The 14,631-nt window shown below is 54.4% G+C and carries 15 protein-coding genes; 2 read left to right on the top strand and 13 right to left on the bottom strand.

The genetic code is table 11. From position 1 onward, the window contains the following. Positions 1-43: 43 nt before the first annotated feature. Positions 44-946 (top strand): glutamate biosynthesis transcriptional regulator GltC, encoded by a 903-nt coding sequence (gltC, locus tag EDM60_RS19620; RefSeq protein ID WP_122965455.1) that lies wholly within the window; start codon positions 44-46, stop codon positions 944-946. Positions 947-1,148: 202 nt separating this feature from the next. On the opposite strand, the gene EDM60_RS19615 is transcribed toward gltC, so the two are convergent. From EDM60_RS19615 to EDM60_RS19570, 10 genes are all read right to left on the bottom strand, one after another. Beyond that, positions 1,149-1,688: a GNAT family N-acetyltransferase gene (locus EDM60_RS19615; protein WP_122965454.1), complete on the bottom strand. Its 540-nt coding sequence runs from the start codon at positions 1,686-1,688 to the stop codon at positions 1,149-1,151. A 29-nt stretch (positions 1,689-1,717) separates the two neighbouring features. After that, positions 1,718-2,608: a MetQ/NlpA family ABC transporter substrate-binding protein gene (locus tag EDM60_RS19610; RefSeq protein WP_122965453.1), complete on the bottom strand. Its 891-nt coding sequence runs from the start codon at positions 2,606-2,608 to the stop codon at positions 1,718-1,720. Positions 2,609-2,660: 52 nt separating this feature from the next. Continuing rightward, positions 2,661-3,329 carry a methionine ABC transporter permease gene (locus EDM60_RS19605; RefSeq protein WP_122965452.1) on the bottom strand — a complete coding sequence of 223 codons (669 nt, stop codon included), beginning with the start codon at positions 3,327-3,329 and terminating at the stop codon, positions 2,661-2,663. Then, complete coding sequence (locus EDM60_RS19600) at positions 3,326-4,111, bottom strand: methionine ABC transporter ATP-binding protein (protein ID WP_122965451.1); 786 nt, start codon at positions 4,109-4,111, stop codon at positions 3,326-3,328. Before EDM60_RS19600 ends, EDM60_RS19605 begins: the two co-directional genes overlap by 4 nt. Positions 4,112-4,120: 9 nt before the next feature. Continuing rightward, positions 4,121-5,278, bottom strand: coding sequence for an amidohydrolase (locus tag EDM60_RS19595; RefSeq protein ID WP_122965450.1), 1,158 nt, complete (start codon positions 5,276-5,278; stop codon positions 4,121-4,123). 43 nt (positions 5,279-5,321) lie between these two features. Further along, positions 5,322-6,677: an LLM class flavin-dependent oxidoreductase gene (locus EDM60_RS19590; RefSeq protein ID WP_122965449.1), complete on the bottom strand. Its 1,356-nt coding sequence runs from the start codon at positions 6,675-6,677 to the stop codon at positions 5,322-5,324. 55 nt (positions 6,678-6,732) lie between these two features. Further along, on the bottom strand, positions 6,733-7,575 hold the full coding sequence (locus EDM60_RS19585) for a MetQ/NlpA family ABC transporter substrate-binding protein (RefSeq protein WP_122965448.1): 843 nt from the start codon (positions 7,573-7,575) through the stop codon (positions 6,733-6,735). A 35-nt stretch (positions 7,576-7,610) separates the two neighbouring features. Then, complete coding sequence (locus tag EDM60_RS19580) at positions 7,611-8,261, bottom strand: methionine ABC transporter permease (RefSeq protein ID WP_122965447.1); 651 nt, start codon at positions 8,259-8,261, stop codon at positions 7,611-7,613. Continuing rightward, complete coding sequence (locus tag EDM60_RS19575; RefSeq protein WP_141254259.1) at positions 8,261-9,283, bottom strand: methionine ABC transporter ATP-binding protein; 1,023 nt, start codon at positions 9,281-9,283, stop codon at positions 8,261-8,263. The genes EDM60_RS19580 and EDM60_RS19575 overlap by 1 nt, the downstream gene beginning before the upstream one ends. A gap of 241 nt (positions 9,284-9,524) precedes the next feature. After that, positions 9,525-9,785, bottom strand: coding sequence for a glutaredoxin family protein (locus tag EDM60_RS19570; protein ID WP_233454211.1), 261 nt, complete (start codon positions 9,783-9,785; stop codon positions 9,525-9,527). Positions 9,786-10,161: 376 nt separating this feature from the next. On the opposite strand from EDM60_RS19570, the gene EDM60_RS19565 reads away from it, so the two are divergent. Further along, positions 10,162-11,175, top strand: coding sequence for an LLM class flavin-dependent oxidoreductase (locus EDM60_RS19565; protein WP_122965445.1), 1,014 nt, complete (start codon positions 10,162-10,164; stop codon positions 11,173-11,175). A gap of 166 nt (positions 11,176-11,341) precedes the next feature. Here EDM60_RS19565 and EDM60_RS19560 read toward each other — a convergent pair whose 3' ends face one another. The 3 genes from EDM60_RS19560 to EDM60_RS19550 form a co-directional block, all read right to left on the bottom strand. Continuing rightward, positions 11,342-12,694, bottom strand: coding sequence for an LLM class flavin-dependent oxidoreductase (locus EDM60_RS19560; RefSeq protein WP_122965444.1), 1,353 nt, complete (start codon positions 12,692-12,694; stop codon positions 11,342-11,344). Between the two features lie 190 nt (positions 12,695-12,884). Next, positions 12,885-13,349 carry a Cys-tRNA(Pro) deacylase gene (ybaK, locus tag EDM60_RS19555; RefSeq protein WP_122965498.1) on the bottom strand — a complete coding sequence of 155 codons (465 nt, stop codon included), beginning with the start codon at positions 13,347-13,349 and terminating at the stop codon, positions 12,885-12,887. A 178-nt stretch (positions 13,350-13,527) separates the two neighbouring features. Next, entirely contained in the window at positions 13,528-14,517 is a 990-nt protein-coding gene (locus EDM60_RS19550; protein WP_122965443.1) for an ABC transporter substrate-binding protein, read from the bottom strand. Positions 14,518-14,631 lie beyond the last annotated feature (114 nt).

The raw sequence follows: 14,631 nt of genomic DNA, 5'->3' as shown, positions 1-14,631 counted from the left end.
ATATTAATCTCAAAACGAGATTGATCGGGAATGGGGGGTCTTCATGGAGCTTCGACAGATTCAATACTTCATTGAAGTAGCCAAACGCGAGCATTTCACCGAAGCCTCGCACAACTTGCACGTGGCCCAATCTGCGCTGAGCCGGCAGATCGCCAATCTGGAGGAAGAGCTTGGCGTCTCCCTGTTTATCCGCGAAGGCCGCAACGTCAAGCTGACAGCCGTAGGCAGAATCTTTTTGCAACACATGGAAATGGCTGTGAGCGAAATCGAAAAGGCCAAGCAAAAAATTGACGAATTTCTCGATCCGGAGCGCGGGACGATCCGCGTCGGGTTTACGAGCAGTCTGGCTGCCAATCCGCTGCCAACGGTCATTTCCGGCTTTCGCGCAAGGTACCCGGATATCGGCTTTCAGTTGAAGCAAGGCTCTTATCAGGGGCTGATCGACTCCGTCATCAACGGCGAGATCGACCTGGCTTTTCTCGGCCCGGTTCCGACCCAGGAAAAAAACGTGCGCAGCCATATTTTTTTCGCCGAAAACATCGTCGCGCTGCTGCCCGCGAGACATCCGCTCGCCAAACAGCCGAATTTGCGACTGAATCAGCTTCAGGAAGATACGTTCGTCCTGTTCCCGCCCGGTTTTATTTTGCGAAATATCGCGGTCAACGCCTGTTCGCAAATGGGCTTCGCTCCCAAAGTCGCCTTCGAAGGGGAGGATATTGACGCGATCAAGGGACTCGTCGCTGCAGGGCTTGGCGTCACGCTTTTGCCTGAGCTGACCTTGACGGATAACGTGCCGCGCGAGACTGTCAAAATTCCGATCAGCGAGCCGCTCGTCCAGCGAACCGTCGGCATCATCATCCCGAACAACCGGGAGCTGCCCCCTTCGGAAAAGCTGTTTTACCACTTTTTAAAGGAATTTTTCGATGTGCTGAGCAAGTACAGCTGACCCACGCAACGGGACAGGCAAAAAAACAGCCCTGATGACGACTTGCTCTCATCAGGGCTTTCATATGTGCGGGATGGGGGATAATCGCAGCTTCGCGCTATTTGGTGTTGGCTGGGAGTAAGACTCCTTGGCACGCTATTTGGTGCCGGATACGAAGCACTCGCTCCCTAACACGCTATGTTGGTTGCTCAGCTTGCCTGCGTCACCCCACCCTCGCCTCGTCCAGCCGCAGCCAATAGCTTTTGACGTGTGTTTCCCCGTTGAAAAAGTCTTTCTCGACCGCACGAGCGAATCCGAGTCGCTCGTACAGCTTGACGGCCGCTGCCATCATGTCTGTCGTGTGCAGGTGCAAGGTCGCAGCTCCCAGGTCGCGGGAGCGCCGGACGACTTCCTCGATCAGCCGTTCGGCGATTCCGTTTCCTCGCGCTTTTGGCGATACGGCCAGAAAACGGATGATCGGCGTATGAATTTCCAGCTCAGGCCGATTGTACGCCGACTGCGCCGAAGCGAACAACTGGACGCTGCCGACGATTTCATCGCCCCAGTCTGCAACAAGAAAAGCAATCGTCTGGCGTCCTTGCGCGGATTCTTCGATCTCCTGCTTGTAGCGCGTCCATCGCTCTACCGACAGCAGCTGCTCGTACTGCGTGTACGCTTCGAGCAAATGCTGTTTGATCTGCTCCTGATCCTCGCCTCGTGCATCGCGGATGCGAATGGCTTTTGCTCGCTGATTTTCCGTCATGGTCGACTTGCTCCCTTCTCCCGGACCAGTTAAAAAGCGGGAACGACAGCGACACCGTATTTGTCTTCAATGAACTTTTTGACCTCAGGTGAAGTAAGAACGGCATCCAGCTTTTTGATCTCGTCCCGGTTTTCGTCGCCTTTGCGAACCGTAATCACGTTGGCGTATGGCGAGTTCGCCCCTTCCCGGAACAGAGCGCTCTTCGGATCGATTTTCGCTTCCAGCACGACGTTTGTATTGATCACCGCGCCAGCGAGGTCGGGCAAAACTCGCGGCAATGTGGATGCTTCCGCTTCGATGAACTCCAGTTTTTTCGGATTCTCCGCGATATCCTTTGGCGTCGCCTGATAGGTTGTCAGACCGTCTTTCAGCTTGATCCAGCCTTGTTCCTGCAACAAGATCAACGCGCGGTATTCGTTGGACGGGTTGTTCGGAATGCCGATTTTCGCCCCTTCCTGAATCTCGTCCTTGGATTTGAGCTTGTCAGAGTAAAATCCGATCGGTTCTACGTGAACTTTTGTCGTCACCGCAAAGTCATAGCCTTTTTCGGTTTTGATCGAATCCAGATACGGGACGTGCTGGAAAAAGTTCGCGTCAATCTGCTTGTCTTGCAAAGCCGGATTCAGCTGTCCCTCGTCATCGAGAACGACGACTTCCAAATTCACGCCCTGCTCTTTCAGCTTTGGCTTCACGAACTCCAAAATTTCCGCGTGCGGGACAGGGGCTGCGCCAACCTTCAAGGTGACTTCTTTGGCTGGTTCTGCCGCCTGCCCGGAGCCGGACTGGGCTGGTGCTGCGGGAGCCGAACTGGACGACTGGCTGCCCGATGCGCCGGAACCGGAACCTGAGCCGCACCCTGCTGCTACCATGCTGAATGCGACAAGTACACTAAAAATGACCCCAAGACCTTTTTTTCTCATACGTTCCACTCCTCTAGTGATGAATCTCTGATTTTTTTCGCTCACGCTGGCTTTATTCGAATTTGTACCGCTTCTTGTTGATCGATTTGACGAGCAAATCGCCCGACCATTGAATGATTTGCACGAGCAAAATAATGAGCAGGACCGTGGCGATCAGCACATCCTCGCGAAAGCGCTGATAGCCGAAACGGATCGCCAGGCTGCCAAGCCCGCCTGCCCCAATCGCCCCTGCTACAGCCGTAAACTCGGTGATCCCGATAATTCCGATCGTAATTCCGCGCACGAGGGCTGGCATCGCCTCGGGAATCAGCACGCGAAAAATGATCGTGAACGGAGTAGCACCGACCGCCTTGGCGGCCTCAATCTTCCCGGCGCTCACTTCTTTCAACGCGCTTTCGATAATTCGTCCGAGAAAAGGAGCGGCACCGATCGACAAGGAGACAATCGCCGCCGTTGGCCCAAGCGTCGTACCGACGATCAGGCGCGACAAAGGCAACAGCAGGACGATCAAAATGATCAATGGAAGAGAGCGGACACCGTTAATTACGGTACTGATGACCTTGTTCAGCTTTGGCGCTTCGAGAATGCCTCCTTTGTCGGTAACAACTAGCGTGACTCCCAGCACGACGCCCATCGCGAGCGCAAACAAAGACGACCAAAAAACCATGTAAAGCGTCTCCAATAGCCCTTCCCAGAGCAAGTCAATCAGATCGTTGTTCATATGCCTGCCCCGACTCCTTCCATTACGCTCCGCTTCTCCCGGTAATGATCGATAATATGGACGAAGCGCTTCGCCGTGTCGCTTTCCGGGTTGAGGAAAAATTTCTCCACCGTCCCGGTTTCGACGATTCGGCCATTTTCAATTACCGCCATGTTGTTGCACACATGCTGGAGTACGTCCAGCTCGTGGGTAATGAGCACGATCGTCAGCTTGAGCTGGCGGTTGATCTCGCGCAAAAGCTCCAGGATGGAATAAGTCGTCTGCGGATCGAGAGCGGATGTCGCTTCGTCGCTGAGCAACAGATCAGGCTGGTTGACGAGCGCGCGGGCGATGCCGACGCGCTGCTTTTGCCCGCCGCTCAACTGAAACGGATAGACGTTCTCCTTGTCGCCAAGCTGCACCAGGTCGAGAATTTCTCGGACCCGGGCGCGGATGAACGGCTTCGGATGCCCCGCCACCTCCAGCGGAAAAGCGACATTTTGAAAAACGGTGCGCGCGTCAAGCAGGTTGAATTGCTGAAAAATCATGCCGATTTTTTGCCGCGCCTGCCGCAGTTCCTTTTCCGGCAAATCGGTAATCACTTTTCCCCCGATCTCGATGGTGCCCGAATCCGGCTCTTCCAGCCGATTCAAGCAACGGATCAAGGTCGATTTGCCCGCCCCGGAAAAGCCGATGATTCCGAAGATGTCGCCCTTGGGGATGAACAGATCGATGTTTTGCAAAACGGGAATGACGCCTTTGGCGGTTTTGTATGATTTGCTCAAGTTGCTAATGTGGATCATCTGCTACTCTCACCCGCCTTTCAGAGCACGCCAGGCCAGCTCGGCAAAATAGTTCGCGCTAATCGCAATCGCCCGTTCATCTACGGTAAATCCGGGATGATGCCATTCGTTTGTCCCGGATGTTCCGACGAAAACGAACACGCCGGGAATTTTTTGCTGATAATAGGCGAAATCTTCCCCTGCGGCGGACGGCTCAGGCGTGACGACTTGCAAGCCGAGCTTCTCCGCTGTTTCGGCCGCCAGTTTGGTCAAAGGGCCGTCGTTTTGCACGGAAGGCGGGCCTTTGAACCAGCGCAGGCTCACTTTCGCCCCGTATGCCGCAGCGACTCCCTCGATGATCGCCCGAATGCGCCCCGGGATTTTCTGCCGGACTTCCTCCCGAAACGTGCGGACTGTGCCGCCGAGAGCGACCTTATCCGGGATCACGTTCCAGGTCGTCCCTCCGTGGATCGTCGTCACGCTGACGACCGCATTTTCCAGCGGGCTGACGTTGCGGCTGACAATCGATTGCAGCGCGGTCACGATCTGCGACGCGGCGACAATCGGATCGATTCCGGCATGAGGAATTGCCGCATGCGTACCAAGCCCTTCCACCTCGATATCGAAGCCATCGACACTTGCCATCAACGCTCCCGGCTTGATCCCGACGGTCCCGACTTCCAGATCAGGTTTGTTGTGCAGCCCGAAGATCGCCGTCACGCCGTCCAAAGCGCCCTTTTCCATCAAAAGCGCGGCGCCCGTACCTTTTTCTTCTGCTGGCTGAAACAGCAGACGCACCGTTCCGGGCAACTTTTCCTCCTGCTGCTTCAGCAAAAAAGCAGCGCCCAGGATGACGGCGGTGTGAAAGTCGTGCCCGCAAGCGTGCATGTTTCCGACGATGGTTGAAGCATAGGGCAGCCCCGTCTCCTCCTGAATCGGCAACGCGTCGATGTCGGCACGCAAGGCGATCACAGGGCCAGCGTTTTTGCCCCCGATTTCTGCCACGACACCTGTTGCCAGCGGCAGCTCGATCAGGCGAATCCCCGCTTCTGTCAGCCACTCCCGAATCGAACGGGTCGTTTCAAATTCTTCGTAGGCCACTTCCGGGTATTGATGCAGCTGCCTGCGAATCGCGATCAGCTTTTGCTCCCAATCGGTTCGTGTCAGCTCCTGCGTTTCTGTGCTCATCCTGAACCTCTCCTTTCTTCTGTCACCTGACCTGCTGCTACGTTCAGGACTCGACTTTGCTTAATGCCCGGCTGCGCACGGCCAAGCGGTTGTACGGTTTTTCCAGCCCGAGATGCTCCCGCAGCGTATCGCCCTCGTAATCGTGGCGATACAAGCCTCTTTCCTGCAACAGCGGGATGACTTTGTCCACGAAAGCTTCCAAACCTTGCGGCAAAACCGGAGCGATAAACATGAAACCGTCTGCCGCCCCTTGGGTAAACCACTTTTCCAGCACGTCGGCAATTTGTTCTGGCGTGCCGATCAGCTCGCGATTGGGGCCGCCTTCGAGCAGGGCGTACAACTCGCGCAAAGTCGGATTTTTTTGGCGGATCAAATCTGTCATCCACTCAAAATGACTTTGAATCCCGTTGTCTTGCGGGAACTCCACTTCTTTTGCCGGGGTGTCCAGCGAGTATTTGCTGAAATCGACCTTGCCCAAGTAGCCGGACAAAAAGCGCAGCCCTTGCTCCGGCAAAAGCAAGTCGTGCAGACTGCGATGAATCGCTTCCGCTTCTTCCTTCGTATCCGCGACGATCGGCGAAATGCCTTGCAAAATATGCAGCTGGTCAGGCGTGCGACCGTAATCGGCCAGCTTGCTTTTCAAGCTGCGGTAAAACGCTTTGGCGCGTTCAAAATCTTTGACATGCGAGAAGACCACTTCGGCGGTACGCGCTGCCAGCCTTTGTCCTGGCTCAGACGCGCCTGCCTGCACGATAACGGGCTGCCCCTGTCTCGATCGGCCGATATTCAGCGGCCCCTGGACCGAATAGTACGTCCCTTTGTAATGGAGTCGATGCAGCTTATTCGGGTCGAAAAAGACGCCCGTTTCCTTGTCCTGGACAAAAGCGTCGTCTTCCCAGGAATCCCACAAGCCTTGAACGACATCGATGAACTCCTCAGCCCACTCGTAACGGTGATCGTGCTCCAGGTGGTTATTGCGGCTGAAATTGCGTCCCGTCTCCCCGGTAGCGTCTCCGGTCGTCACCATGTTCCAGCCCGCGCGGCCGTTGCTGATGTGGTCGACGGAGGCGAACAGGCGCGCGAGGTTGTACGGTTCGTAATACGTCGTCGACGCCGTGGCGACCAAGCCGATTTTACTGGTCGCGCCAGCGAGGGCAGCGAGCAATGTCGTCGGCTCGAAACGGTTCAAAATATTCGGGTGCGAGTCTTCGTTCACCGCCAGGCTATCCGCGATGAATGCGATGTCGAACTTGCCCCGCTCGGCTGTCTGCGCCAAATATTTGTAGTATTCGATGTCAATGCTGGCATTTTTTCGCGCTTCCGGCAGACGCCAGGAGGCGACGTGAATCCCGGTCCCTACCAGATAGGCGGACAAGTGAATCTGTCTTTTTTGCGGCATGGCACTGCTCCCCTTCCTCCTGCATAAAATTTGCTGCTTTGCTGTTCAAACGGCTTTACGGCTTGCTTTTAAACGCGTCTTTGAAGTTTTTCAACTCCTCGACCGTCACTTGTGTCGGAATGTAGTTTCCTTTGTAAGTCTGGGTGATAAAATCCGATACTTCTTTCGATTGGTACACGGCGACCAGCTTTTTCAACTCTTCGCGGTTCTCGTTTTGCTTGGTGGTCGCGATCACGTTAATGTACGGCTTGGCGGTTTTGCTTTCGTGAAAAATGGAGTCTTTGAGCAAAAAGCCCGCTTCGACCGCCGTCCCGTTGTTGATGATCGAAGCGGCCACGTCTTTCATGACGCGCGGCGTAGTCGCCGGATCGACCGGAACGATTTCCAGCTTTTTCGGATTTTCTTTGATTTTGTCTTGGCCGCCGAAGCCGTCAAAGTTGTCAACGACTTTGATCAAGCCCGCTTCCTGGAGCAAAAGCAGCGAGCGGCCCCAGTTGGAATCGTCGTTCGGCAGGGCGATTTTTGCCCCGTCCGGGATTTCTTCGATTTTTTTGTACTTGTCGGAGTAAATGCCCAACGGCGCGATGATCGTCGAGCCGACGGGAACGATTTCCGAGTTGTTTTTCGTATTGAACTGATCGAGAAAAGCGACGTGCTGGAAAGCGTTGGCGTCGATCTCGCCTTCCAACAGCACCGTATTCGGGTTGACGTTGGCATTGAATTGCACCAGTTCGATGGCAAGCCCCTGTTTGGCAGCCTGCTCTTTCACGAACTCCCACGTCCGCGATTCCGAGCCGCGAATCCCGATTTTCAAGCTTTTTTGGTCTGCTGCGCTTCCGCACCCTGCGGCGACAATCGTCACGAGGGTCAGCAGTATGGAAATGGCGAGCTTTTTCATCGTTGGTTTCTCTCCTGTCTTTTGCGAGGTTTCGATTAATTTCGGCGGATTTTCCGGGCGAACACGTTGCCCAATGATTGAATACCCTGGACGAGCACGACCAAAATGATGACCGTTGCCACAATCGTGATCGTGCTGAAGCGTTGGTACCCGTATGTAATCGCCAGGTCGCCAATTCCTCCGCCGCCAACCGCTCCGGCCATCGCCGTTGCACCAATCAGTCCGATCGTTGCAGTCGTAATGCTGAGGATCAAAGACCCGAGCGTCTCGGGAATGAGGAAGCGGAAAATGATTTGCAGCGGAGTCGCTCCCATCGCCTCGGCTGCTTCAATAATGCCGGGATTGATTTCCAGCAGCGAGTTTTCCACCAAGCGGGCGATGTACGGCCCCGTGTAGATCACGAGCGGAACAATCGCCGCGGTCGTCCCGATGGACGTTCCCACCACCAGACGTGTGAACGGAATAATCGCCACCAGCAAAATAATGAACGGCACAGAACGCAGCACGTTGATCACCGGATTCAAGGCCGAGAAGATCGCCGAATTTTCCAAAATGTGCCCTTTTCTGGTGACGACGAGCAAAATGCCGAGCGGCAAACCGATCACGGTCGCAAACACCAGTGACACACTTACCATGTAGACCGTTTCATACAGCGCCTGAAAAACTTGCTCAGAACTGACTTCCATCACGAAACAATCTCCTTCACCGTCACATTTTGTTGCTGAATGTAGTGATACGCGCGGGCTATGTCCGCCTCGTTGCCAGCAAGCTCCACGATCAGATTGCCAAAAGGCACGCCCGCAAGCTCTGTGATGCTGCCAAACAGTACGTTCACGTCGCTGTTGAAGCGTTTGGCCACCTGGGAGAGCATCGGCTGTCCCGTACTTTCGCCGATGAAGTGAATCTTGATAATTTTCGACTTGCCCCGTTTGGCTGCGAGCAGCTTGTGCACGCTTGGCGGAATATCATCGCGCACGACTGATTTGACAAAATTGCGTGCCACTTCCGTCTGCGGATTGGCAAAAACATCGAGGACGCTACCTTGCTCGACAACCGCCCCATGCTCCATGACGGCCACGCGATTGCAAATCTCCTTGATGACGTTCATCTCATGCGTGATCATCAAGATCGTGATGTTGTACTCTTTGTTCACGCGCTGCAACAGTTGCAAGATCGATTCGGTCGTCTGCGGGTCGAGTGCGGATGTCGCCTCGTCGCTCAACAAAATCGAAGGGTTGGTCGCAAGAGCGCGGGCGATCCCGACACGCTGCTTCTGGCCGCCGGAGAGCTGGTTCGGGTAACTGCCCGCTTTGTCCGTCAAACCGACGAAAGACAGCAGCTCATCGACGCGCTCGCGAATCTGTTTTTTCGGCGTGTCGCCGAGCACCAGCGGCATCGCTACATTGTCAAACACGGTTTTGGTCTCCAGCAGATTGAATTGCTGAAAAATCATGCCGATGTTTTTCTTGACGCTTCTCAGCTCTTTGACCGAAAGCTTGCTCAAGTCTTTTCCGTCGACAATGACGGAGCCAGCTGTGGGACGCTCCAGCAAATTGACGGTGCGCAGCAAGGTGCTTTTTCCTGCCCCGCTAAAGCCGATGACGCCAAAAATGTCGCCTTTTTCCACCGTGAGCGTGACGTCTTTCAACGCTTCGACGGTTTTGCCGCCGCTTTCAAACGTTTTGCTTACTTGCTGAAAAGCGATCATGCCCTCTTTCGCCTCGCTCGGGCTGCCAGCCGGCGACTGCTCCTTCCAAACCGCCGCTCCGATTCCCATCCAATCTCCTCCTAGCCAAGCTGACTTTTTCTTTGGAAACACGTCGGGACGTTTTCCTGAAAAGGAATGTGACCGCAAGCGGTCTGTCGCCTTATCGATCCGGTTATGGGAAGTTGCTTCCGCTGCCTTTTGTCTTTTGTGCGGTTGTTCGGGCCAGGAAGCAACTAACGAACTAACGATCCAGGAGAGACTCCAGCCGATCCAGCTGGTTGTAGAGCAAGGCTTCATATTTCCCCTCGCCGCCAATCTCCACCAGCGGAATCAAGCGCGTGCCGTACTTGACTTCCAAAACGTCGCGCAGCACGTCTTTTCCTGCTACATCGATCCATTCGTACAGCTGGTTGTTCGTTTCCAAAATAGCTTTCACATTTTCACAATAGGAGCAACCTTCTCGCCCCCACACGACGACTTTTTTCTCCTGTCCATCAGACACTTCCATTCCCTCCCTATCTTCTCGCTGCTTTTTCTCTCCGTCTCCGGTAAACAAAAAGACTTCCTGCTGTATGATGCCAAGCAGGAAGCCTCTCCAGTGGTCTGGTCGATGACTTTTTAAATTCGTATCGGATTACTAGGGATATTATCATCCCCAATCTGTTTCGTCAACGCATTTTTCTGCGTAAATTCAACGTACGGTCTGCAGGCATTTTTCACGATTGCATTGACAGCGGCATACGTTATCGTTAAAATCCGAGTAAACAACTAAGGAAATAAGCTGACTGGACCACCAGAAGCCCCTTCGCGATTTTTACTTGCAAGGGGCTTTTTGTGTTTGCTTGGCCTTAGAATCGCATCGTTAGGGGAGAGAAACCGTGGCACTTACTTTGAGCATTCTCGATCAAAGTCCGATTCAAGAAGGAGAAACAGCAACAGAAGCCCTCCAGCACACGATTGAACTGGTGCAAAAGGCGGAAGCGTGGGGCTACCATCGGTTCTGGGTGGCGGAGCATCACGACCTCGATCATGTCGTCGGCTCATCGCCAGAGGTGCTGATCGCTCATCTGTTGGCCAAAACAAGCCGCATCCGCATCGGCTCAGGCGGCGTCATGCTCCAGCATTACAGTCCTTATAAAGTAGCGGAAAATTTTCACGTCCTCGCTTCTCTCGCTCCGGGGCGGATCGATCTCGGGATCGGCCGCGCGCCGGGTGGACTGCCGCTCTCGACCAAGGCGTTGCAGCAGCCGGGAACATCCGGCTCCTCTCTCGAAGAAAAGTTGGCGGAGCTTGAGCTGTTCCTGCACGACGAGCTTCATCCGGCACACCCGCTGTACGGCTTGAAAGCAGTGCCGATTCCGGATGAGCCAGTCGGGATCTACTTGCTGGGCACGAGCGTAGCCAGCGCACAGCTTGCCGCAGAGCGCGGAGTCCCGTATGTGTTCGCGCTGTTTATCAACCAGGACGAGACGGTTTGCCAAGCCGCCTTTGCCGCGTACCGACAGCAGTTTCGCCCTGGCAAACGGGCCACTCCGCTTGCGATCCTGGCTGTTTCCGTCATTGTCGCGCCAACCGAGGCAGAAGCCGTCCAGCTTGCCGCCGATACGAAAGTGGCCAAAATTCATCTGAAAAGCGGGAAAATCGTCACGGTCACGAGTTTGAAAAAGGCGGAAGAGTATGGGCAGCAATCCGACGAGGACTACACGATTGAAGTAAAGGAAGCGAATGTCATTGCCGGCACAAAAGAGTCGGTGCGCGAAAAGCTGTTGGCCATCGCTTCCAAGCATCAGGTAGAGGAATTGATCATCCATACCCCGATCAAGCCATTCCAGAAGCGCTTGCTGTCTTACGAACTGTTGCAGGAAGCCTTTCTCGAATTAACGGTCAAGTAATAGGAATACGCCTTGCCTTTTCTCCACCGATGAAAAAGCTCCTTCTGATGCGTTTGGCGCGAGAAGGAGCTTTTTTTGCCATGAAAAAAGCCTGCGGTGCTGGATGAAATGCTCCCGCAGACTCATGTCCTGATTAGCTCTTTTCCTTTGGCAGATGCTTTTGGCGTTACGAATGGACGTCTGCTGCATCCGGCTTTTTGCCTTGTTCCAGCGCATAGCGATTGGCGGGAACAGAAATCCCGAGATGACCGCGCAGCGTGTCCGCCTCATATTCGGTGCGGAACAAGCCTCGCTCTTGCAAAATCGGGACAACCAGCTCGACGAAATCGTCCAAGGCACGCGGGACATTCGCCTGAACAATGAATCCGTCTGCCGCTTTTTGCAAAAACCAATGCTCAATCAGATTGGCAATATGCTCGGGAGTGCCGATGAACTCGCCTTCCGGTGTCGCCGTGTAGAGCGCGGTTTGGCGCAGCGTCCAGTTTTCTTCCCTCGCCTTTTGCTTGATTTTGTCTGTCGTGCTGCGGAAGCTGTTGTTGCCTACCTCGCCCAGCTCTGGAAACGGTTCGTCCAGCGGATATTGGGAGAAATCATGGTGGTCAAAAAATCGGCCCAAATAATGCAGCGCCTGCTCAATGCCGATCAGACTGGCAAGCTCCGCATGCTTGCGCCTGGCTTCCTCTGGCGTTTTGCCGATGATCGGGTTGATCCCGGGGAAAATCAGGATGTCGTCTTCGCTTCGGCCATAGGCTGCCGCCCGCTCTTTTACTTCCCGATAAAAACGCCGGGCGTCCTCAAGCGTTTCCTGCCCGGTAAAGACGGCGTCCGCAGACTTGGCTGCCAGCTCTTTGCCGCTTTCTGAGGAGCCTGCCTGAAAAATAACGGGTTGCCCTTGACTGGACCTGGCGATATTGAGCGGGCCTTGCACAGCAAAAAACTCCCCTTGATGATCCAGGCGATGCATTTTCGCCGGATCGAAAAAGACGCCTGTTTGTTTGTCCCGCACGAAGGCGTCGTCCTCCCACGAATCCCACAGTCCTTTTGCCACCGTCAAGTACTCCTCGGCGATCCGGTAGCGCAAGGCGTGGTCCGGGTGCGGTTTGTTGCCGTAATTTTTCGCTGACCCTTCCAAGGGAGAAGTGACTACGTTCCAGCCTGCGCGGCCGCCGCTGATCAGATCGAGCGAGGCGAATTGCCGGGCTACCGTAAACGGCTCGCTGTAGGAAGTCGACACCGTGCCCACCAATCCGATCTTTCCCGTGACCCCGGCCAAAGACGACAAAATCGAAATCGGCTCAAAGCGGTTCAAAAAATGCGGCAGCGATTTTTCGTTAATATACAAGCCATCCGCGACGAAGACGAGATCAAACTTCCCCGCCTCTGCCTTTTGCGCTTGTTGGCTGTAAAAAGCGAAGCTGACACTCGCATCCGCCTGCACATCCGGGTGCCTCCATGCTCCCATATGGCCGCCGATCCCGTGGATCATGGCTCCGAGCTTTAGCTGTCTTTTTTGTCCCATCGTCTCTCCTCCTCAATCCTACACCGTCGGCATTGGTGTTACCCGCTTTTTTTGGACGCAAAAAGGCCCCTGTAGCGAACAGGAGCCTTTGGTTGACCAATCGGCGGTAACAGATTTTCTCCGTTTAGATTATTACTATTATTCCGATGTGTCAATGAGGTTTTGGAAATCCAGACAAGACAAGAGCCTTTTATTCACTTGGCGCTCCGGAAACGTCAGCCAGCCGCCCTTTTGTCGCTTGGAGCAAACCAGCCACATCCAGCTCAATCTGCATGCCGATCTGTCCGCCGCTGACGATGATCCGCCCCATCTGTTCGGCGCTGCTGTCGACGATCGTCGTGAACAGTTTTTTCATCCCCACGGGCGAACAGCCGCCGCGCACGTACCCGGTTACAGCGGTAATGTCCTTCACCGGGATCATTTCGATTTTTTTCTCGCCAACCGCTTTTGCCGCCTTTTTCAAGTCCAGCTCGGCTTCCACGGGAATGACGAACACGTAGTAAGCACGGCTCGTCCCTTGGGAAACCAATGTTTTGTAGACGACACCCGCTTCCCTGCCGATTTTTTGCGCCACGGAAATTCCGTCAATTTTTCCGTCGTCCGTCTGGTAGGTCAGCATGGCATATTCGATCTTTTCTTTCTCCAAGATTCGCATCGCATTCGTTTTTCCTTGCTTGGCCACGACTCGTTCCACTCCATTTCCAGTCCAGTTGAATTAAAACAAGTGTACCGAATATAGGCGAAAAGCAAAAGCCAAAAACGAAAACGCCACTGCCTGGGCAATAGCGCTTTCGCTGGTTCACGTCGAGAGCGGACGCGATTCGGTCAAAAGATTACTGGCCCATCGCCTGCATGATGTCTTCGATCCCCTGAATTTTGGCAAGCGCCATCGGGCCAGGCAAAGACGGGTCTTTCAGCTCGTACACATGATTGTTTTTCACCGCGTTCAGGCTGTTCCACACTTTGTTGTCTTTCAGAGCGGCTTTGACCCCTCCGGCGATCGGCGTTTGCCAGTTGTTGATCACAAACAGATGATTCGGGTTCAAAGCAGCCAGACTTTCAATGGAAAGCTGTCCTTGCGCCTGGTTGCCATCCACGCGTTTCAGACCGAGGCCGACGTAAAACGGGTCAAACCGTCCGTCGTTCCATGTCGTGAACGTATCTTTTTCATTGTACATCACAAACATGACCGACTCCTGACTGCGAAACGCCAGCTTCTCCTTGTATTCCGCCGATTTGCGGTCGAAATCCGCCAAGACGCTCTTCGCCTTGTCTTCCTTGCCGATGACCTGTGCGATTTGTTCCAACGTCTCGCGCCAATCGCCAGCCTGGGGAAGGATGACGGTCGGTGCGATCCGCGACAAGCTTTCGTATTGATCTGTCATGTCATTCGCCGCGATAATTACGTCCGGCGCCATCGCCAGCAGCTTTTCCAGATCGACCTCCATGCCGAGATCCGCGATGTCTTTGTTTTCCAACCGCTTGCTCAGGACGGGAAAATTGCGCTGGATCGTCGCCACGCCTTGTGCGGCGATCGGATACTCGTCCAAAACCGCGAGATAATCCACGAAGGCAATGTACGGCGTGGCGATTTTCAACGGCTTTTGCGGAATGACCGTTTCGCCAGCCAAATGCTTGATTGTTTTCGGATAGGCGACTGCGGTTGCGGTGTTATCCTGCGTGGTCGCGGCCGCAGTAGTGGCTGTCTGGTTGCTTTGCTCCCTTGGCGCTGCTTTCTCGCTGCTTCCGTTGCTGCTGCATCCTGTCACGAGCAAAGCCGCGAGGAACACGAGTTTGAACCAAAATGAGGCATTTTTTGCCATGCGCTTGTCTCTCTCCTTTTTGTGTCGATCCTTCATCTGGCAGGAAATACACACGATAATATGTGAATGAATATCATTATCACTAAAAGGTAAGATACTAAACATCGCCAGTCC

The organism is Brevibacillus parabrevis (assembly GCF_003710905.1).
GTDB lineage: Bacteria > Bacillota > Bacilli > Brevibacillales > Brevibacillaceae > Brevibacillus > Brevibacillus parabrevis.
This window is presented reverse-complemented; position numbering and strand designations above follow the sequence as displayed.